This window comes from Pseudomonas trivialis (assembly GCF_001439805.1).
GTDB lineage: Bacteria > Pseudomonadota > Gammaproteobacteria > Pseudomonadales > Pseudomonadaceae > Aquipseudomonas > Aquipseudomonas trivialis.
Window position 1 is genome coordinate 100099 of sequence record NZ_JYLK01000011.1, and the last position, 19894, is coordinate 119992.

The 19894-nt window shown below is 61.4% G+C and carries 21 protein-coding genes and 1 pseudogene; 12 read left to right on the forward strand and 10 right to left on the reverse strand.

The genetic code is table 11. The features are described from left to right. Positions 1–32 precede the first annotated feature (32 nt). Both TU79_RS16815 and TU79_RS16820 read right to left on the reverse strand, forming a co-directional pair. Complete coding sequence (locus TU79_RS16815; protein WP_057009031.1) at positions 33–1214, reverse strand: tyrosine-type recombinase/integrase; 1182 nt, start codon at positions 1212–1214, stop codon at positions 33–35. A 272-nt stretch (positions 1215–1486) separates the two neighbouring features. Further along, positions 1487–2566 carry a patatin-like phospholipase domain-containing protein gene (locus TU79_RS16820; RefSeq protein WP_057009032.1) on the reverse strand — a complete coding sequence of 360 codons (1080 nt, stop codon included), beginning with the start codon at positions 2564–2566 and terminating at the stop codon, positions 1487–1489. A gap of 188 nt (positions 2567–2754) precedes the next feature. Here TU79_RS16820 and TU79_RS16825 point away from each other — a divergent pair, with 188 nt between their 5' ends. The 4 genes from TU79_RS16825 to TU79_RS16840 are packed head-to-tail and all read left to right on the forward strand — an operon-like array spanning position 2755 to position 5352. Next, positions 2755–3057, forward strand: coding sequence for a PepSY domain-containing protein (locus TU79_RS16825; protein WP_057009113.1), 303 nt, complete (start codon positions 2755–2757; stop codon positions 3055–3057). Continuing rightward, positions 3057–3368, forward strand: a complete 312-nt coding sequence (locus tag TU79_RS16830; protein ID WP_057009033.1) for a PepSY domain-containing protein — start codon at positions 3057–3059, stop codon at positions 3366–3368. The genes TU79_RS16825 and TU79_RS16830 overlap by 1 nt, the downstream gene beginning before the upstream one ends. Beyond that, complete coding sequence (locus TU79_RS16835) at positions 3368–4036, forward strand: response regulator transcription factor (protein WP_057009034.1); 669 nt, start codon at positions 3368–3370, stop codon at positions 4034–4036. Before TU79_RS16830 ends, TU79_RS16835 begins: the two co-directional genes overlap by 1 nt. Then, entirely contained in the window at positions 4033–5352 is a 1320-nt protein-coding gene (locus tag TU79_RS16840; protein ID WP_057009035.1) for a sensor histidine kinase, read from the forward strand. Before TU79_RS16835 ends, TU79_RS16840 begins: the two co-directional genes overlap by 4 nt. Before the next feature lie 365 nt (positions 5353–5717). Here TU79_RS16840 and TU79_RS26985 read toward each other — a convergent pair whose 3' ends face one another. Both TU79_RS26985 and TU79_RS26990 read right to left on the reverse strand, forming a co-directional pair. Continuing rightward, positions 5718–6398 carry a methyl-accepting chemotaxis protein gene (locus TU79_RS26985; RefSeq protein ID WP_414896191.1) on the reverse strand — a complete coding sequence of 227 codons (681 nt, stop codon included), beginning with the start codon at positions 6396–6398 and terminating at the stop codon, positions 5718–5720. A 150-nt stretch (positions 6399–6548) separates the two neighbouring features. Continuing rightward, a pseudogene (locus TU79_RS26990) lies at positions 6549–7790 on the reverse strand (cache domain-containing protein); the annotation flags it as partial. A gap of 239 nt (positions 7791–8029) precedes the next feature. Here TU79_RS26990 and TU79_RS16850 point away from each other — a divergent pair. After that, positions 8030–9349 (forward strand): Na+/H+ antiporter family protein, encoded by a 1320-nt coding sequence (locus TU79_RS16850; RefSeq protein WP_162276093.1) that lies wholly within the window; start codon positions 8030–8032, stop codon positions 9347–9349. Positions 9350–9470: 121 nt separating this feature from the next. Beyond that, the gene (locus TU79_RS16855) at positions 9471–10538 is read left to right on the forward strand and encodes an AI-2E family transporter (protein WP_057009037.1); all 1068 of its coding nucleotides are present in this window, start codon (positions 9471–9473) and stop codon (positions 10536–10538) included. Here the strand turns inward: TU79_RS16855 and TU79_RS26330 are convergent. The 3 genes from TU79_RS26330 to TU79_RS16870 form a co-directional block, all read right to left on the reverse strand. Beyond that, on the reverse strand, positions 10535–10708 hold the full coding sequence (locus TU79_RS26330; RefSeq protein WP_057009038.1) for a hypothetical protein: 174 nt from the start codon (positions 10706–10708) through the stop codon (positions 10535–10537). The genes TU79_RS16855 and TU79_RS26330 overlap by 4 nt on opposite strands. Positions 10709–10801: 93 nt before the next feature. Further along, positions 10802–10996, reverse strand: coding sequence for a hypothetical protein (locus TU79_RS16865; protein ID WP_003237965.1), 195 nt, complete (start codon positions 10994–10996; stop codon positions 10802–10804). A gap of 245 nt (positions 10997–11241) precedes the next feature. After that, positions 11242–11616, reverse strand: coding sequence for a hypothetical protein (locus TU79_RS16870; RefSeq protein ID WP_169896687.1), 375 nt, complete (start codon positions 11614–11616; stop codon positions 11242–11244). Between the two features lie 157 nt (positions 11617–11773). Between TU79_RS16870 and TU79_RS16875 the strand changes: the two genes are divergently transcribed. Next, complete coding sequence (locus tag TU79_RS16875) at positions 11774–12592, forward strand: shikimate 5-dehydrogenase (RefSeq protein WP_057009039.1); 819 nt, start codon at positions 11774–11776, stop codon at positions 12590–12592. Between the two features lie 58 nt (positions 12593–12650). Here the strand turns inward: TU79_RS16875 and TU79_RS16880 are convergent, their stop codons facing one another. Further along, complete coding sequence (locus tag TU79_RS16880) at positions 12651–13301, reverse strand: YceH family protein (RefSeq protein ID WP_057009040.1); 651 nt, start codon at positions 13299–13301, stop codon at positions 12651–12653. 115 nt (positions 13302–13416) lie between these two features. Here TU79_RS16880 and TU79_RS16885 point away from each other — a divergent pair, with 115 nt between their 5' ends. Then, positions 13417–13926 carry a DUF1993 domain-containing protein gene (locus TU79_RS16885; protein ID WP_057009041.1) on the forward strand — a complete coding sequence of 170 codons (510 nt, stop codon included), beginning with the start codon at positions 13417–13419 and terminating at the stop codon, positions 13924–13926. Positions 13927–13991: 65 nt separating this feature from the next. Here the strand turns inward: TU79_RS16885 and sstT are convergent, their stop codons facing one another. Both sstT and nhaR read right to left on the reverse strand, forming a co-directional pair. After that, positions 13992–15212: a serine/threonine transporter SstT gene (gene sstT, locus TU79_RS16890; RefSeq protein WP_057009042.1), complete on the reverse strand. Its 1221-nt coding sequence runs from the start codon at positions 15210–15212 to the stop codon at positions 13992–13994. A 128-nt stretch (positions 15213–15340) separates the two neighbouring features. Next, on the reverse strand, positions 15341–16243 hold the full coding sequence (nhaR, locus tag TU79_RS16895) for a transcriptional activator NhaR (RefSeq protein ID WP_057009043.1): 903 nt from the start codon (positions 16241–16243) through the stop codon (positions 15341–15343). Positions 16244–16377: 134 nt separating this feature from the next. Between nhaR and TU79_RS16900 the strand changes: the two genes are divergently transcribed. The 4 genes from TU79_RS16900 (at position 16378) to mnmH (ending at position 19638) form a co-directional block, all read left to right on the forward strand. After that, positions 16378–16629: a hypothetical protein gene (locus tag TU79_RS16900; protein ID WP_057009044.1), complete on the forward strand. Its 252-nt coding sequence runs from the start codon at positions 16378–16380 to the stop codon at positions 16627–16629. A 28-nt stretch (positions 16630–16657) separates the two neighbouring features. Next, a complete protein-coding gene (locus TU79_RS16905) occupies positions 16658–17407 on the forward strand; it encodes a TerC family protein (RefSeq protein ID WP_057009045.1) in 750 nt (249 codons plus the stop codon). A gap of 93 nt (positions 17408–17500) precedes the next feature. Beyond that, positions 17501–18535 carry a selenide, water dikinase SelD gene (gene selD / locus TU79_RS16910; protein WP_057009046.1) on the forward strand — a complete coding sequence of 345 codons (1035 nt, stop codon included), beginning with the start codon at positions 17501–17503 and terminating at the stop codon, positions 18533–18535. Next, entirely contained in the window at positions 18535–19638 is a 1104-nt protein-coding gene (gene mnmH, locus TU79_RS16915; RefSeq protein ID WP_057009047.1) for a tRNA 2-selenouridine(34) synthase MnmH, read from the forward strand. Before selD ends, mnmH begins: the two co-directional genes overlap by 1 nt. Positions 19639–19894 lie beyond the last annotated feature (256 nt).

Consider the following 19894-nt stretch of genomic DNA (forward strand, 5'->3'; position numbering starts at 1 on the left):
GTGGCGCGATTTTAGGCGACGAGCTGTATCTATTAGCCAGATGGTTCAGCAGATACGAGGTCTGCCCACTCCTGCATCATTTCTCGACGCTGCTCAAGGTACGCGGCATGGTTGTAGACGTCTCGGATAAAACTGCTGTCAGCGTGGGCGAGTTGCCGCTCGATCCAGTCACGGTTGTAACCGCGCCCGTTCATCTCAGTGGAGAATAGATGCCTGAAGCCGTGGGGCGACTGCTTGCCGGTGAGCCCGCAGATATCCATGACGTTGTTCGCGTAGTTCGTGCCGATAGGCATTGTCGGATCACTGCGGTTCGTGAACACATAGCGAAGGCCGCCAGTGATGGGTAGCATGCTTTTCAGCAGCTCAACGGCCTGGTCCGGCAGCGGCACGGCATGCTCACGTCGCGCCTTCATCTTTTGCGCCGGCGTTGTCCAGGTGGCTGCGTCCAGATCGATTTCCGACCATTCTGCGTGCCTGACCTCGCCCGGGCGTGATGCGGTGTAAATCATCAGCATGATTGCCGACCGCAACTGATGGCCTGACACACACTGTTGAATGGTGGCGATGGTCTTGGGTAGTTCGCTGAACGGCAAGAATGGATGCGGCCGGTTCTGCGCGCCTTTCTCGGTGACGGCGTGCATCTCAGCTGTAGGGTTCGATTCAATCAGTCCGGTGGCGATCGCATAGCTGAACACCTGGCCCATCCTCTGCCTAACCTTCACCGCCGTGACTATAGAGCCGCGCTTTTCGATGCGCCGTATCAGGCCGATCACGTCGGCTCGCTTGATGGCGTCGATCTGCCGCCCGCCAAATGTTGGAAGCACATCCAGTTCCATCAAATTGCTGATGATCCGGTACGTTCCAGGCGATACGCTGGCCCTCCTGAATGCCAGCCACTCATCGTACACGCGGCGGAATGTCCGGCCGCCAGCCTCAATCAGTCCTGCCTTCTTCTCCTTCCTCGATTCGCGCGGGTCTACGCCGCGCGCGATGTCTTCCCGCGCCTCATCTCTGCGAGAGCGCGCTTCCTTCAGGCCCGTTTCCGGGTATGTTCCAAAAGAAATCCTTGCCTGTTTTCCAAGCCATGTGAACCGAAAGTGCCAGCTTTTGATTCCACTGTTCGCCACGTAAAGCGAAAGACCCAGGGAGTCGGGGAGGGTGTATGCCTTTTCCTTTGGCTTGGCCTGTCTGGCCGCCGTGTCCGTGAGTGCCACTAGTACATCCTCTCAAAACTATTTCCAATGTACTGGATGATGTACTAACTAATTGCCACTGGGAAGGTATCGTGTGGTACGCGGTGATACTCAAATGCTTTTGTTTGTTGGGTTGTACGGAGGAAATTGGGAAGGGGTGGTTTCAGGCGGGAAGCTACCGTGGAATCTTTGAAGATTTCCACGGTATTTTCGGCTCGGTCAGGTATCTGGCAGGCGGCGAGTTTAACAGCTTGATCCCGCACTGCGCACACCGTCCCTCGTGCAGGCGCGTATTAGAGCGCCGACAGCCGCTCGCCCAACCCGCCGTTGTCCGCCAATTCCAGAAACTCATCCCCCAGCCGCTGGCTCTCGCTCATCGCGGTTTGCCAGTATTTGTGGCGGCTGGCGTCATCTCCCATGAAGCGCTTGAAATCGCTGCGGTCCGGCAGTTTGCCGTGGGGCAGGCGAGCGAGGTAGTCCTTCGAGGGGGCCAGCAGTAACACATCCTGCAAACCTTGTTGACTGCTGCGGCGCCATGGCAGGCCCTTGTCGAACCAGCCGGGAATGACCCGGTCGGTGAAGTGCGGGTACAGCACGATGTCATCGCCGTGGTAGGGCAGGTCCAGGTGGTAATCCAGCAGGCCGCCGTCACGGTAGGTGCCCGCACCGGCGCCGGGCAGGTCGCGCACGCCTTGCATCACCATGGGGATTGAGCCAGAGGCGAGCAGGGCCTGGCGCAGGTTGCCCACGTCCAGCTCAATGAAGCGCGACGGGAAGTCCTGCAACGGATGCACTGGCGGCGCCTGGCGCGGGTCATGGATGATCAGCCGCTCGAAATGCCGCGACAGCCGTGCGCGGGCGCGCAGGTTGTCGGCAATCACCGACGACAGGCCCAGGCCCAGCCGTCCGCGGTGGTCATCGGCGAGCAGGCCGTGACTCTTGACCACCATGATGTTCAGCCGATAGTCGGGGTTGTCCAGCACCTGTGCATCGCGGCCGGCCAGCAGGTCGTCGAGCATGCGCTGGCAACTGCGGGTGACCTCGGCCATGGTCACGCCTTTGGCAAAGCGTTGTTCGTTATACAGGCGGCCGAGGTCGAGCAGGCCTTGCACGGGGTCGGGCAGGCATGCACTGGCAAACCGCCAGGAACCGATGGATGCGCCGATCAATGCGCGCTCCCGGGGGGCACGGCGCAGCCAGTCGCCGAACAGCGCCAAGTCCAGGCCCTGAATGCCCAATGCTTTGGGACCGCCGGCCGCGCCCGGCAGGATACCGACCTCGGCAGGATCGAGGCCTTGCTCACGAATACGGGTGAACGCGCGTTTGCCGGCCTTGAGGGTCAGGGCGGGAAACTTGACATGAATAGCGGCCATACACGTCTCAAACTGAAGGAGCGAGTTCGCTCAAGAAAACGTCAACCATAACGCGTGTATCCGGAATAAACAGAGTGCCAAGAAGAATTTTCTGATGGAAAATTGCCATGGTGGCAATTCAGTTTGAGTTAAGTTGCAGCGCGTACCGTCGCAGATGTAGGAAAAACATCCTGAAACGGAGACTCATCATGAAGCGCCTCACAGCGCTGGTCGCTGCCGGTATCATCGCTGCGTTTGCGGTGCAGGCGTGGGCAGTGAACCCCGACAAACCACTGAGTGTGCCCGGCGCTGTTACCATTGTCGCCTTCGATCAGCTAGAGGCCACGGCGCTGGCTTTGCACCCGGGGTCGACGCTGCTGGACACCGACCTGGACGAGCACTATGGCCGCTACATCTATGAGGTCGAGCTCGAGGATGTTCATGGCGTCGAATGGGACGTTGAACTGGACGCGCTTTCCGGGCACGTTCTCAAGAATCATCAGGATACGTAATGACGCTATATCGACGCGCCGCGAGTCTGGCTGTGCTGGTGCTCCTGGCCTTTTGCTCAAGCCTGGCCGCGCGCGACCTCAACCAGGACGAAGCCCTGGCACTGCGCCAGCAGGGAGTGATCCTGCCGCTGGAGCAACTGCTGCAGCAGGCCATGGCGCGGCATCCCGGGGCCAGGCTGCTGGAAGCGGAGCTTGAGAAAAAGCACGGCGAGTACGCTTATGAGGTCGAACTGGTGACGACAGAAGGCGTGGTGCGCGAGATCAAACTCGACGCCACCACCGGCGTGCTGATCAAAGATAAGGAAGACTGATGCGCCTGCTACTGGTGGAAGACAACGTACCGCTGGCCGACGAACTGCTGGCCGGCCTGCAGCGTCAGGGTTACGCGGTCGATTGGCTGGCCGATGGGCGCGACGCCGTGTATCAGGGCCGCAGCGAACCTTACGACCTGATCATCCTCGACCTTGGCCTGCCGGGCCTGCCCGGACTCGACGTCTTGGCGCAATGGCGCGCGGCGGCGCTGGCCACCCCGGTGCTGATTCTCACTGCCCGTGACTCCTGGGCCGAACGCATCGAAGGGCTCAAGGCCGGCGCCGACGATTACCTGAGCAAGCCCTTTCACCCTGAAGAATTGCACCTGCGCATCCAGGCGCTGTTGCGTCGCTCCCATGGGCACGCGAACCAGCCGACCCTGCAGGCAGCCGGTCTTCATCTGGACGAAGGCCGCCAGTGCGTACTGCGCGACGGTGAGGAAATCCAGCTGACTGCCGCGGAATTCCGTCTGCTGCGCTACTTCATGCTGCACCCCGAACAGATCCTGTCGAAAAGCCACCTGGCCGAGCATCTGTACGACGGCGAAACCGAGCGCGACTCCAACGTGCTGGAAGTGCACGTCAACCACCTGCGACGCAAACTGGGACGCAGCGTGATCGAAACCCGGCGCGGCCAGGGTTACCGGTTTGGCGCCAGCCCTGCATGAGGTCGATCCAGCGGCGCCTGAGCCTGGGGTTGATCAGCGTGATGGTGATCGTCGGCGTGGTGCTGGCGCAAACCAGCCTGTGGTTGTTCGAAGCTGGATTGCAGCGCTATCTGGAAGCCGGCCTGCGCAACGACAGCGAGAACCTGCTGGTGGCGCTGGTGCGCGGGCCGGGCGGCGTGCAACTCGATGAACAACGCTTGTCGCCGGCCTATCAGCGGCCCTTTTCGGGGCATTATTTCCGTATCGATTTTGCCGACACCCACTGGCGCTCCCGTTCACTGTGGGATCAGGAGCTGCCCAGGCTGCCCGAGACCGGTCTCAAGGGCAATCTGCAGCTGGGGCCGGAAGGCCAGCAACTGCTGGTGTTGCGTTCGGATTACAAACGCTTTGGCCAGTCGATTTCCATCAGCGTGGCCCAGGACTACACGCCGGTGCGCGAAAGCTTTCGCCTGATGCGTCAGATTGGTCTGGTGATGGGGCTGGCGGCCTTGTTGCTGGTGCTGGTGCTGCAGCGGGTCACGGTGCGTCGCGCCTTGCGGCCGCTGGAAACCGCGCGCAACCAGATCGCCCAGTTGCAACAGGGCCAGCGTTCGCAACTGGACACCCAGGTGCCGCTGGAGCTGGAGCCGCTGGTGGCGCAGATCAACCACCTGCTGGCCCACACCGAAGACAGCCTCAAGCGTTCACGCAATGCGTTGGGCAACCTTGGCCACGCGCTGAAGACGCCGTTGGCCGTGATGCTGAGTGCGGCGTCCAGCGAGGCGCTCAAGGGGCACCCGCAGTTAAGCAAACTGCTGCGTGATCAGCTGGAGCAGGTGCAACAGCGCCTTAATCGTGAACTCAACCGCGCTCGGCTGGCCGGCGAGACCCTGCCGGGGGCGTTGTTTGACTGTGAGCAGGAGCTGCCGGGCTTGCTCGCCACCTTGAGCATGATCCACGGCGAACACCTGGACCTGAGCTACCACGTCGTTCCTGGCCTGCAGCTGCCATGGGACCGCGAAGACCTGCTGGAGCTGCTCGGCAACCTGTTGGACAACGCCTGCAAGTGGGCGGATGCCGACGTGCGGCTGACGATCAGCGAGACCGAAAAGAGTTACCTGCTGGCCGTGGAAGATGACGGTCCGGGCATTCCCGAAGACCAACGCCAGCAAGTGCTGAGCCGTGGTACGCGTCTGGACGAGCAGATTGACGGCCACGGCCTGGGATTGGGCATCGTGCGCGATATCGCCGAGGTGTGGGGCGGGGTGTTGCAGTTGCAGGAATCCGAATTGGGTGGCCTGAAGGTATTGATCGAGCTGCCCAAGCGCCATTCCTGAGTTGCAAAAAACCAAGGTGCGGGGGAAGCGCTCAAGCTGAAGTAATGACTGCGTACGCGCTATCAGGCAATCCCATCCCTGAGGCGAGCAGGCTTGTTGTGGCGAGCGGGCTTGCCCCGCGTTGGGCTGCGCAGCAGCCCCAAAACCATGCTCTGCGCAGTGTCAGGTATACCGCGTTTTCTTGATTGGGGGCGCTTCGCACCCCAACGCGGGGCAAGCCCGCTCGCCACAACAAGCCGCTCGCCACGGAGGCTGCTGGTGCAGCCGCCACAATGGATCTTCCTGAGGCTTACACCCTGAACTGATCCATCAACCCCTGCTGCTGATTGGCCAGGCTGTTCAATGCCTGGCTCACCCGGGCCGACTCATTGGCCTGCTCCGACAGGGATTCGGTCACGATCCCGGATCGTCGCCACGTTACTGTTGATCTCCTCGGCCACCGCGCTTTGTTCTTCCGCCGCGCTGGCGATCTGCAGGTTCATGTCGCTGATCACCGTGACCGCCTCGCCAATCTGACGCAACGCGGTCACCGCCTGGCCGACCTGTTCGACGCTGCCCTGGGCCTGGCGATAGCTGTTGCCCATGGCGCCCACCACGGTTTCAGTCCCGTCTTGCAACTGTTCGATCACCCGCCGGGTTTCTTCCACCGACTCCTGAGTTCGCCGCGCCAGGTTGCGCACTTCGTCGGCCACCACCGCAAAGCCGCGACCGGCCTCACCGGCGCGGGCGGCCTCGATGGCGGCGTTCAGCGCCAGCAGGTTGGTCTGCTCGGCAATGGCGCGAATCACTTCCAGCACCGAGCCGATTTTTTCGCTGTTGACGGCCAGGCCTTCGACCTGAGCCATGGCGGTGCTCATATCAGCGGCAAGTTCGCCGATATTGCGCGTGGTGCGGTCAATCACCGTCAGGCCTTCGCGGGTCGCCTGGTCGGCATTGCGTGCGGCCTGGGCGGCCTGGGCGGCACTGCGGGCCACGTCCTGCGCGGTGGCGCTCATTTCATGGGAGGCGGTGGCCACTTGGTCGACCTGGCGATACTGCTGTTCCATGCCGGCGCTGGTCTGGGTGGCAATCGCGGCGGACTGGTCGGCGGTGCCGCGAGCGTCCTGCACCGAGCGTTTGACCTCGGCAATAATCGGTTGCAGCTTGTCGAGGAAACGGTTGAACCAGCCGGCCAGTTGCCCCAGCTCATCCTGTTTGGCGTAGGCCAGGCGGCGGGTCAGGTCGCCTTCGCCGCTGGCGATGTCTTCCAGCATGTGTGCCACGCCGAGGATCGGTCGCGTCACGCTGCGAGCCATCAGCCACACCAGGGTCAGGCCGAGTACGGCGGCCAGCAGGCCCAGGCTCAACTCCAGCCAGGTGCCGCGGGTGTTGTCGGCATCCAGTTGTGCTTTCAGCGCTTCGGCCGGCCCCATCAGGACTTTTTCCGGCACATCCAGCAACACGCCCCAGGGTTTGCCGTCTGGAATGGGGGTAAACGGCGCGAGCACTTTCAATTGATGGTCGGCGCGCAGGCTCTGCACCCGGCTGCTACCGGCGAGTGCGCTGATCAACTGCGCGCCGCTGGTGCGGTCGACCTGGTCCAGGCGTTGGCTGAGCTTGCTCGCATCCGCGCTGTAGCCGGCGAGCAAACCGGTAGGGCTGAGAATGCTGACCTGGGTCTGGCCGTCATACAATTTCTGGCTGGCCTGCTGGCTCACCGCTTGCAGGTTGTTGAGGTTGATGTCCACCGACAGTGAAGCGACAACCTTGCCATCGACTATCAGTGGAAACACGATGCTGGTCATCAACACGTTCTGCCCGTCGATCACATAAAAATACGGTTCGATCACACAGGGTTTGAGGGTGGCGCGTGGGCACGTGAACCAGGCGTTGGCTTTCTCGCCACTGGGGCCGACGGACACGTCGGCCATGTCGCTTTCAGGCAGCGCCATCGAGGTGATCTTGCCAGGTGTCGGTTGCGACCAGTACAGCGCGAAACGTCCCTTTTCATTGCTGCCCAGCTCGGTCTGGTTGGCGAACAGCTCATCCTTGCCGTCCAGTGCATTGCTTTCGAACACGAGGGACAGGCCGAGCAGGTCGGGGTTGGCCTGCAATGCGGCCTTGACCTGGCGGGTCAGGTCTTCGCGGGTGTCGAAGGCGTCGAGAAAACGTTTTTCGGCCTGTTCACGCAGGAACAATACCTGACGGGAAAAACCGTGGCCGTACTGGTAGGCGTCCATGAACTGGCGGCGAATGCTCAATGCCTGCCCTTCACCCTGAGCTTCGATGCGAGCCTGGGCCGCCTCATCGAGCATTTGCATGCTGGCCGCCTTGACCTGTGCCGAACTGTGTTCCATGCGATACAGCGACAGGCCGACGAGCAGGGTGACGATGCCCAGCAGGCACAAACCGGCGAGCAGGGTGATTTTCCATTGAATGGACAGCTGTGGAAGGGACATCAAAACGCATCCTTAACCTGAAGGCACAGAGAACTACTGTGTCGGCTGCGGCTGAAGGTTCTTTATTCAACTGATCAATTAAAACCTGAAAGCGGCGCCGTTTTTTGACATGTCGCCCCGCCTGCTGCAAAGTGCGCGCCCTCTAACAAGACCTCCTTGACGCTGTTCGCCGGCCGCCCTGTTCATTGGCTGCGCGCGGGCATGCCCGTCTTTTTATGTATCTGCTTGAGGTAACCATGATTAACGCAGTCATCGCCGCGGTCGGTACCATGCTGGTGCTCAGCCTGTCCCGCGTGCATGTGGTCATCGCCATCATTATTGGCGCCCTCGTGGGGGGCTTGACCGGTGGCCTGGGCATCGAGGCCACGCTCCAGGCGTTCAACGGCGGCTTGGGGGGCGGTGCGACCGTGGCCTTGTCCTACGCCTTGCTCGGCGCTTTCGCGGTGGCGATTGCCAAGTCCGGCCTGGCCCATGCGTTGGCGGACAAAGCGCTGATGCTGGTCGATCGCCAGGAAACCACCGGTGGCAATCACGTCAAGTGGCTGTTGATCGGCCTGCTGTGGGTGGTGGCGATTGCCTCGCAGAACATCCTGCCGATCCATATCGCGTTCATCCCGTTGCTGGTGCCGCCGCTGCTGTACGTGCTGACCAAGCTGCAACTGGACCGCCGCCTGATCGCCTGTGTGATGACCTTCGGCCTGATCACGCCGTACATGTTCCTGCCGGTGGGCTTTGGCAATATCTTTCTCAACCAGATCCTGCTGGCCAACGTGGCCAGGAGCGGCGTGGACGTAAGCCAGGTCAACGTCACCCACGCCATGGGCCTGCCGGCGCTGGGCATGGTGGTCGGCCTGCTGGTGGCGGTGTTTGTCAGCTACCGCAAAAAGCGTGTGTACGACCTCGAGAAAATCGAGCGCGTCGAGCAGGTGGCCGTGCAATACAACCCGCTCACCCTGCTGGTGGCCGGGCTGGCGATTGCCTCGGCGTTCATCATTCAGTTGTGGCTGGACTCGATGATCATCGGCGCGTTGACCGGGTTCCTGATTTTCTCGGTATCGGGCATCGTGCGCTGGCGCGAAACCGATGATCTGTTCACCGAAGGCATGAAAATGATGGCGATGATCGGCTTCATCATGATCGCCTCGTCCGGCTTTGCCGAAGTGCTCAAGGCCACCGGCGATGTGCGCTCGCTGGTGGAAACCTCGGCGGCGTTCATCGGCCACAGCCGTGGGGTGGGAGCGTTGTTGATGCTGCTGGTGGGCCTGCTGGTGACCATGGGCATCGGCTCGTCGTTTTCCACGGTGCCGATTCTCGCGGCGATCTTCGTGCCGCTGTGTGTGCAATTGGGCTTCAGCCCGCTGGCCATCGTGTGTATCGTCGGCACGGCCGGCGCGCTGGGCGACGCCGGTTCGCCTGCCTCCGACTCCACCCTCGGCCCGACCTCCGGCCTGAACATCGACGGCCAGCATCACCATATCTGGGACACCGTGGTGCCGACCTTTCTGCACTACAACATCCCGTTGCTGGCCTTCGGCTGGATCGCCGCCATGACCCTTTGAGGCGAACGCCGCCATCGACCGTTGTACGGCGGCTACGCTCAACGCAACAAAGATGGCACTCGCCGGATTCGCTGCGGACTAAGCAGCAGGATGCATCCCGCTTTTTTCACACGGACCGGACATGAACGCGACCAACCTTCAATTCAAAACCCTGCTGCTGATGCTGGTCCTGGTGACCGTGGCGTTTATCTGGATATTGCTGCCGTTCTACGGCGCCGTATTCTGGGCAGTGATCCTCGGCATCATCTTTGCGCCCATGCAGCGCCGCGTGCAGACGAAATTCGGCTGGAACCGCAACCTCACATCCCTGACCACGTTGACGGCATGCCTGGTGATCGCGATTCTGCCGGTGATCATCACCAGCGCGTTGCTCGTGCAGGAGGGTGCCACGCTGTACAAGAACATCGAAAGCGGCAAGCTGGATGTGGCCGGTTATATCGAGCAGTTCAAGAACTTCCTGCCGCCTTACTTCCAGCACCTGCTGGACCGTTTTGGCATGGGCAATCTGGAAGGCCTGCGCGAAAAGATCGTCAAGGGCGCGATGCAGGGCAGTCAGTTCTTTGCGTCCCAGGCGTTCAGCTTTGGTCAGGGCACGTTTGATTTCCTGGTGAGCTTTTTCATCATGCTGTATCTGCTGTTTTTCCTGCTGCGCGATGGCCCGGAGCTGGTGCGCAAGGTACGCACCGCGGTGCCGTTGGCCGAGCCGCAGAAGCGTCGACTGCAATTGAAGTTCAACCGGGTGGTGCGGGCGACGGTCAAGGGCAACGTGCTGGTGGCGGTGACTCAGGGCGCGCTGGGCGGCTTGATTTTCTGGTTCCTCGACATTCCCAGCGCGTTGCTCTGGGCCGTGCTGATGGCGTTTCTATCGTTGTTGCCGGCGGTCGGCGCGGGGATTGTCTGGGCGCCAGTGGCGGTTTACTTCCTGCTCAGCGGGGCAATTTGGCAGGGTGTGGTGCTGGGGCTGTTCGGCGTGTTCGTGATCGGCCTGGTCGACAACGTGCTGCGCCCGATTCTGGTGGGCAAGGACACCAAGATGCCGGACTACCTGATCCTGATCTCGACCCTGGGCGGTCTGTCGGTGTTTGGCCTCAACGGTTTCGTGATCGGACCACTGGTGGCGGCACTCTTCATGTCCAGCTGGGCGCTGTTTGTGGAGACCAAGCCGCGGGTCAAGTTGCCGTTGCCTTAAGCGCGAAGCGACGTTTGTTGCAGCTGCTGTTTTGCGTCAGACAGTGACAGGAGCGGGCCGCTGATGGGCTCGCCATTGCTTACCAGGTACCAGCAGGCCAGCAGACCCCTGTTGCGCAGGGGGGCGGGAACGGCGGTGCCGACGACGGACATGATGTGAACGGTGGGCATACAGACCTCCAAACGTGGTGATGGGGCTACCTTAAGCGGCATGAAGGAACGGGAAAAATCATCTGTCTCGATAGTCGTCATCAACGCCAGGCGTTAGTCCACCACCTGATCCAGCATGTGCACCACCTCCGCTTCACTGAGCACGCCCTTGCGCACCAGGTTCTCCGCCAGCAACGCCAGGAACTTCGCGTTGCGGTGGCCTTCCAGGTGCTTGAGTTCGGTCAATGCGTTGTAGACCTTGCTGGAGGTGCACAGGCCTGCGGTGCGGTGTGGGTTTTGCGTGGGCATGGTCAGTCGTCCTTTGTTGTTATTGGGTGGACAAGCGCAGTGATGAGCGTTCGAGTGGGCTCCAACATGCCAGCGCAGGTCCTAGTCAAGCAAGTAGACTTTTGACCTCAATGATGTGGGATTACGCCTTCGCCATTGTCCTCAGAGCGACCCCGTGTGCGACCAAATCGGACGTTGCCCCCAAGAATTGCGCGCAAAAAAAGCCCCGCCTGTGGGCGGGGCCTGTCCATGCACGCTGATTGCGCTTACCAGCCGCGGCCGTAATAGCCATGGGGCGGGCCGTAGTAGTGAGCCGGCCCGTAATAGCCGCGCGGTGGGCCGTAATAGACCGGCGCCGGGCGGTAGTAGACCTCGCGCTGCACATACACCGGTGGTGGCGGCGCGTAGTAGACCGGCGGTGGCGCAGCATAGACCGGCTGCGGTTGCACATACACCGGCTGCTGCTGCACATAGACCTCACGTGGCTGATTAGCCACCACGGAGCCCACTACAGCGGCGCCGACCAGCGCACCCAAGACGGCGGGGCCACCCCATCCACCACCGTGGGCGGAGGCTTGGCCGGCCATTGCAAGTGCGCCAATAAGCAAGGCGATCCTGGGGAGTTTACGCATCATGGTCATTCCTCGGTTAGCCCCTGCGCTTGTGGTCTGCAATCAATAGACTCAAGTAATGTCGCGGGGATACTTTTAAGACAACGTATTTCTGAAAAACAGCACAGCCGCCAGGTAAAGGTTGTGTAAGGTCTGTACCGATTTGCTTACTTTCAAGGAGCTACCCATGCAGATGCACCCCAACAAGGACACCCGGCTGTGCATGTCACTGTCGGCGCGTCCCGGAAATTTTGGCCTGCGTTTTCATAACCATCTGTACGAGCAGTTGGGTTTGAATTTCTACTATAAGGCGTTCAGCAGCCGTGATCTGCCCGGCGCGATCGGCGGCATCCGGGCGCTGGGCGTGCGCGGTTGCGGGGTTTCCATGCCGTTCAAGGAAGCTGCGATTGCCTTGATGGACGAACTTGACGAGTCGGTTCAGGCCATTGATTCCCTGAACACCATCGTCAACACCGATGGCCATCTCAAGGCCTACAACACCGACTACATCGCCATCGAGCAACTGCTGAAAAAACATACGGTGCCCAAGGATTCCACGTTTGCCCTGCGCGGCAGTGGCGGCATGGCCAAGGCCGTGGCCAGTGCACTGCGCGATGGCGGCTATGCCAACGGTGTGATCGTGGCGCGCAACGAAGCCGCGGGCAGGGCGCTGGCGCAGAACCTGGGCTATGAATGGCAGGCGCACCTGGGCGAACTGCGTCCGCAGATGTTGATCAATGTGACCCCGATCGGCATGACCGGCGGATCGGAAGCGGATCAGTTGGCGTTTGACGCCGATGCGGTGGATAGCGCGGACACGGTGTTCGATGTGGTGGCGATTCCCGCTGAAACACCCTTCATCCTGCGAGGCAGAGCCAAAGGCAAGCGAGTGATTACTGGCCTGGAGGTGATCGCGATTCAGGCACTGGAGCAGTTTGTGCTTTACACGGGTGTACGGCCGACGCATGAGCAGTTCGAGGCGGCAGTAGCCTTCGCTCGAAGCTGAAGCCCTGCGCCGATCCAACTGTGAGAGGGAGCCAGCCCCTCCCACCTGGATCACCGCGTTAGGCCTGTTCCAGCTGTGCCAGGCGCTCTTCAAGGGCGGCAATGCGTGCTTCCAGTTCTTCAATGCGCTCCACCGGAACGCCCTGCGCCCCGCGTTCCGCCGGATTCCCCCGCGCCGCGATGATCACCTCGATATCCGCCGGGTCGCCCAGCGCGTGGGTGTAGCGGTCTTCGCGTTGACCCGCGTGGCGCGGTACCAACAGCGCCAGGCCTCGCGCAATCAGGCGTTCGAGCTGGTGCACCACCTGCTCGGCGTCTTCAAAGTCATGCAGGCGCCCGCTGCGGGTCAGCAACTCGTTGACCGTCTGCGGCCCGCGCAGAAACAGCAGGCCGATAAGAATCACCTGAGCCGGCACCAGTTCCAGGGCTTTTTCCACACGGTGTTCCCACCGGTCGGCGCGGCTGCCCATTACCAGTCGGGTAAAACCCTGACCTTCGAGCACGCGCAGGCTTTGGCCGACCTGACCCGGGCTCAGGTTCATCACCGGCTCGCGGCTGGTCTTCTGGTTGCAGGCCAGCACCAGTGCGTTGAGGGTCAGGGGATAGGTTTCCGGATGGGTCGCCTGCTTTTCGATCAGGCAGCCCAGCAGGCGAATTTCCGTGCTGTTCAGGCGCGGCTCAGGGGTGTCGGTGTCGTGCTCGGCGGTCATCGCGCTTTCCCTATGCAGTGAGCGCACTAGCCTATGCCGGAAAAAATAAAAGACAAGCGGCTGGCATGTCTATAATCGCCGCTGGTTCAAACCCTGCCATAACCGCGAGACTGTCATGACTATTTCTCTGTACGCCGCCTCAATCCCGGTCTTCAAGCAAATGCTCAGCGCCCTGAGCGATGTGCTGAACAAGGCCGAAGCCCACGCCACCGCCAAAAATATCGAGCCGAATGCGCTGCTGCAGGCGCGGCTGTTCCCGGACATGTTCGCGCTGGTGCGCCAGGTGCAGATCGCCGTCGACTTCGCCAAAGGCGTCTCGGCGCGCCTGGCCGAGATCGACGTGCCCAAGTACGAAGACAACGAAGTCACCTTCGCCGACCTGCAAGCGCTGATCGCCAAGGTGCTGGCCTTCATCGACACCCTCAAGCCCGAGCAGATCGACGGCAAGGAAGGCATCGAGATCGTCACCCGCCCCGGCACGCCGAAAGAGAAGCGCTTCACTGGCCAGTCCTACCTGCTGACCTACGGCCTGCCGCAGTTCTTCTTCCACGTCACCACGGCGTATGCACTGCTGCGTCATAACGGCGTGGAAGTCGGCAAGCGCGATTACATGGGCGCATTCTAAGCATCCCTTTAAAAAAACCGGGGTGGTCTTCAGTGAACCACCCCGGTTTTTTTGTGTTCGGTTTTTTAAGCGCGCTGGGCTTCCTTGCCCAGACACGCCGCTGCCGTAAACAACACATCGGTTGACGAATTGAGCGCCGTTTCCGCCGAGTCCTGCAGCACCCCGATGATGAAGCCTACCGCCACCACCTGCATGGCGATTTCACTCGGGATACCGAACAGGCTGCACGCCAGCGGAATCAGCAGCAGTGAGCCACCGGCCACGCCCGAGGCGCCGCAGGCGCAGATCGCCGCGACCACGCTGAGCAGCACCGCCGTGGGCAGGTCAACGGCGATGCTCAAGGTGTGCACAGCGGCCAGGGTCAGCACGGTGATGGTAATCGCAGCGCCGGCCATGTTGATGGTGGCGCCTAGCGGAATCGACACCGAGTAAGTGTCTTCATGCAGACCCAGACGCTCGCTCAATGCCAGGTTCACCGGAATATTGGCTGCCGAACTGCGCGTGAAAAACGCGGTAATACCGCTCTCGCGCAAGCACATCAGCACCAGCGGGTAGGGGTTGCGGCGCAGTTTCCAGAACACGATGGCGGGGTTGATCACCAGCGCCACGAACAGCATGCAGCCGAGCAGCACCAGCAACAGGTGCGCATAGCCGAGCAGAGCACCGAAGCCCGAGGTGGCCAGGGTTGAGGCCACCAGCCCAAAGATCCCCAGCGGGGCGAAGCGGATCACCATGCGCACGATCAGCGTTATGCCATTGGACAGATCGTCCAGCACCGTGCGCGTGGTTTCACTGGCGTGGCGAATGGCGACGCCCAGGCCGATGGCCCACGCCAGAATGCCAATGAAGTTGGCGTTCATCAGCGCGCTGACCGGGTTGTCCACCACGCTGAGCAGCAGGCTTTGCAGCACCTCGCCGATACCGCCGGGCGCTGTCACTGCTGCATCGTGGGTGGCGAGCACCAGGGAGGAAGGAAACAGCGTGCTGGCAATCACGGCAACCACGGCGGCGGCAAAGGTGCCCAATAAATACAGGAACAGGATCGGTTTGATATGGGTTTGCTGACCCTGTTTATGGTTGGCAATGGAAGCCATCACCAGCACGAACACCAGGATCGGCGCGACGGCCTTCAGCGCCGCGACAAATACCTTGCCGATAAAACCGGTGGCCCTGGCGGCCTCGGGCAACACCAATGCCAGCAGGATGCCGGCAACCAGGCCGATGACAATTTGGGTGACCAGGCTGATGCGCAAAAGTCGTTGCAGGGGCGAAGGAGCAGCAGTCATAAACGGTTGTCTCTGATTTTTTAGTGAGGCGTATATTGCAGGCGCAAAAGGCTGTAGGAAGCAGGCGCAAAGTCTAGCACGCTGCAGGAAGCGTCCTGATGGGTGTGGCGTTGCGTCACCCGCGCTCGTCAGGGCAGGGCGGTAAACAACTCGCGTCGTGCGCCTTCGGTAATCGCCACGATGCCGGGGTGCTTGACCTTGCGCTCCACCGAGATGGCGTAGAACGACTCGGTCACTGCATCGGTCTGGCCAATTAACGCCACGCCGTACTGGCGCACCACCTCGTCGGCAATCACACTCGGGGCGATGAATATGCCGCTGCCGGATTGGCCGAAGGCCTGCATCAGGGCACTGTCGTCAAACTCGCCGATGATCTTCGGCTGGATCTGCTGCTCGGCGAACCAGCGCTGCAAACGGCTGCGTATTACCGTCTCCGCGCCCGGAATCAACAATGGCGCGCCCTGCAAGCATTGTGGGAAAGCGCCGGGATGCCGGTCGGCCAAGGCCTGGGTGGCGAAAAAGCTGATGCCGCATTCGCCCAGTTTCTGGCTGTAGCCCTTGATATCGAGGTGCGTCGGCATCGGGCTGTCCGAGATCACGAGGTCCAGGCGCTGGATCGCCAGGTCTGCCAGTAACCGTTCGAGCTTGTCTTCGCGGCAGGTAATGCGCAGTGGCTCGCTCAGCTCCATGGTGGGGGCAATCAGCCGGTAAACGATGGACTTGGGCACCACATCCGCCACCCCGACCCGGAACAGGATCTGCTGTTCATCGGGCTGCGCGCGCAACATCGCCTCCAGTTCATTGCCCGTCTGGAACATCTGCTCGGCGTAGGGCAGCGCCTTGCGCCCGGCTTCGGTGAGTTCCAGTTGGCGTCCTACCCGCTGAAACAATGCGATGCCATAGGTCTGTTCGAGCAGGCTGATCTGCCCGCTGATGGTCTGGGGGGTGAGGTTCAGTTGCTCGCAGGCACGCACGATGCTGCCGGTCCGGGCCACCACCCAGAAGTAATGCAACTGTCGGTAATTGAGCATGGCGACCTACACTTCGTGAAAACCGAAGTATACGTGAGAAAAATACGAATTTTACTGAACTGTTCGCCTGCATAGAATGCCTCGCTATCACGGGGCCACTCTCTGGACCCATTGGTTCTAACGAGGAATGCATCATGAAACTCAATTCCCTGGGCACGGCGTCCCTGCTTGCGCTTTCATTGGTGATGATCAGCGGGTGTGATCAGGTCGAGAAAAGTGCACAGCAGGTGTTGGGCAAAGCCACCGAATCGGCCAAGCAGGCCATCGATGACACCCACAAGGCCGCCGAACAGGCGTTGAGCGAGGCGACACAAGGCCTGATCAGCCCGCAAAAAAAGGACGATCAGGAAAAAAACGAGTCAGACTCCAATACCCAAGACACTTAACTTCCCGGCACAACCTCAGGACTGACCTATGGACTACCTTTTACAACTGGCCGCCAGCCCCACCGCCTGGATCGCTCTGGCGACCCTGATCGTCATGGAAATCGTGCTGGGCATCGACAACCTGATCTTCATCTCGATCCTCACCAACAAACTGCCGGAGAAACATCGGGCGAAGGCGCGGCGCATCGGTATCAGCATGGCGCTGATTCTGCGTCTGGGCCTGCTGAGCACCATCGCGTTCATCGTGCAACTGACGGCGCCGGTGTTCGAGATCTTCGGCCAGGCGTTTTCGTGGAAAGACATGATCCTGATCGCCGGTGGCCTGTTCCTGGTGTGGAAGGCGACCACCGAGATCCATCACAGCATGGACCCGGAGCCGGAAGAAAAGACCAGCACCGGCAATGCCGTTACCATCGGTTTTGCCGCGGCCATCGGCCAGATCCTGCTGTTGGACCTGGTGTTCTCCATCGACAGCATCATCACCGCTGTGGGTATGACCGAGCACCTGCCGATCATGATCATTGCCGTGGTGACCTCGGTGATCGTGATGCTGGTAGCGGCCGAACCTTTGGCAAAGTTCATCAACGACAACCCGACCGTGGTGATGCTGGCCCTGGGCTTTTTGATCATGATCGGCATGACGTTGATCGCCGAAGGCTTCGGTGCCCACGTGCCCAAAGGCTACGTGTATGCGGCCATGGCCTTCTCGGCGGTGATCGAATGCCTGAACATCGCCCGGCGTAACCGCCACAAGCGTTTGCTCGCTGCCCGCCAGTAAGCGCTGAAACAAACAGGCCGGCTGCGCTCACAAGAGCCAGCCGGCCTTTTGCTGTCTGCTAGAATCGCCCCACTTGATAGCTTGAGGTTTCCCATGAACGAGCCGATTCGCCTTACCCAGTACAGCCACGGCGCGGGATGTGGCTGCAAGATTTCGCCCCAGGTGCTGGAAGTGATCCTTGCCGGCAGCGGCGCGCAGAACCTCGACCCCAACCTGTGGGTGGGCAACGCCTCGCGCGACGATGCGGCGGTGTACGCCATCGACGACGAGCGTGGCGTGGTCTCCACCACTGATTTTTTCATGCCGATTGTCGATGACCCTTTCGACTTCGGCCGCATCGCCGCCACCAATGCCATCAGCGACATCTACGCCATGGGCGGCGACCCGCTGATGGCCATCGCGATCCTTGGCTGGCCGGTCAATGTGCTGGCGCCGGAGGTGGCTCGCGAAGTCATCCGTGGCGGCCGTTCGGTGTGCGACGACGCCGGCATTCCATTGGCGGGCGGGCATTCGATCGACGCGCCCGAGCCGATCTTCGGCCTGGCCGTCACGGGCTTGGTGCACAAACGCCACATGAAGCGCAACGACACCGCCACCGCCGGGTGCCGGTTGTACCTGACCAAGCCCCTGGGCATCGGCATCCTCACCACGGCGGAAAAGAAGGGCAAGCTGCGCGAAGCGGATATCGGCCTGGCCCGTGACTGGATGTGCACCCTCAACAAACCGGGCAGCCGCTTCGGCAAGTTGGCCGGGGTGACCGCCATGACCGACGTCACCGGTTTCGGCCTGCTGGGCCATTTGGTGGAAATGGCCGACGGCAGTGGTCTTACGGCGCGTATCGAATATGAAAAAGTCCCACGCCTGCCAGGGGTGGAATACTACCTCGACCAGGGCTGCGTGCCCGGCGGCACCTTGCGCAATTTTGACAGCTACGCGAAAAAGCTCGGGCGCGTGCAGGAACTGCACAAACGCGTATTGTGCGACCCGCAAACCAGCGGTGGCCTGCTGATCGCCGTCACGCCTGAAGGCGACGCGGAGTTCCATGCGGTGGCGACGGAGCTGGGCCTGAGCCTTACGCCAATCGGCGAATTGCTCGAGCGACAGACCAACGCGGTCGAGGTGATTTGATGGCGGCCGACATCACCGATTACCGCGACATTTTCCTGAGCGACCGGCCGATGATGGACACCCGCGCCCCGGTTGAATTCACCAAGGGCGCGTTCCCCGGGGTGATCAACCTGCCGCTGATGACCGACCACGAGCGCCAGCGGGTCGGCACCTGCTACAAGCAGCAGGGCCAGCAAGCCGCAATCGTGCTGGGCCATGAGTTGGTGTCCGGGGCGATCAAGGCTCAGCGTATCGAGCAATGGGCGCACTTCGCCCAGGCCAACCCCCATGGCTACCTGTACTGCTTTCGTGGCGGGCTGCGCTCGCAGATCGTGCAGCAATGGCTGAAGACCGAAGCCGGCATCGAATACCCCCGCGTCGGCGGTGGCTACAAGGCCATGCGCACGTTCCTGGTGGACACCATCGAGCAAGCGACTGCCCAGTGTGATTTCGTGCTGCTTGGCGGCATGACCGGCACCGGCAAGACCGAAGTGCTCGGCCAGTTGCGCAACGCCCTTGACCTGGAAGGTCACGCCAACCATCGCGGCTCCAGCTTCGGCAAGCGTGCCACGGTGCAACCGTCCAACATCGACTTCGAGAACCGCCTGGCGGTGGACCTGCTGAAAAAACGCGCTGCCGGCATCGAGCAGTTCGTGGTCGAGGACGAGAGCCGCATGATCGGCAGTTGCGCACTGCCGCTGCCGTTGCACAAAGGCATGCAGCGCTTTGCGATGGTGTGGCTGGAAGACAGCGTGGAAGGGCGCGTGGAACGGATCCTGCGCGACTATGTGGTGGACCTGTGTGCCGAGTTCATTACAGTGTTTGGCGAGCAGGGCCAGGCGCTGTTTGCCGAACGCCTGACCCAGAGCCTGGCCAATATCCACAAGCGCCTTGGCGGCGAACGCTTCCAGCGGTTGCAGGCGATTTTGCAGGACGCTCTGGCCGAGCAGGCGCGCAGTGGCGAGGTGCATTTGCACCGCGTGTGGATTGAGGGGTTGTTGCGCGAGTACTACGACCCGATGTACGCCTTCCAGCGCGAGAGCAAAGGTGCACGGATCGAGTTTGCGGGGGAGCAGGGGGCTGTTGTCGAGTATTTGCGCGAAAGGTTGGCCAGACTGAGCTGAGAGGCAAGCCAGCTTCCACCTATGAATGTATACACCGTTCAAAATGTGGGAGGCTCCGCCAAGTCTTCGACTTAGCGCTGTCGCGCAGCAAACTGGCGCCTCTGTGGCGAGCGGGCTTGCCCCGCGTTGGGGCGCGAAGCGCCCCCAGTCAAAGAAAACGCGGTGTACCTGACACTACGCAGAACAGGGTTTGGGGGCTGCTGCGCAGCCCAACGCGGGGCAAGCCCGCTCGCCACAGGAATGTGGCTGCCTGAAA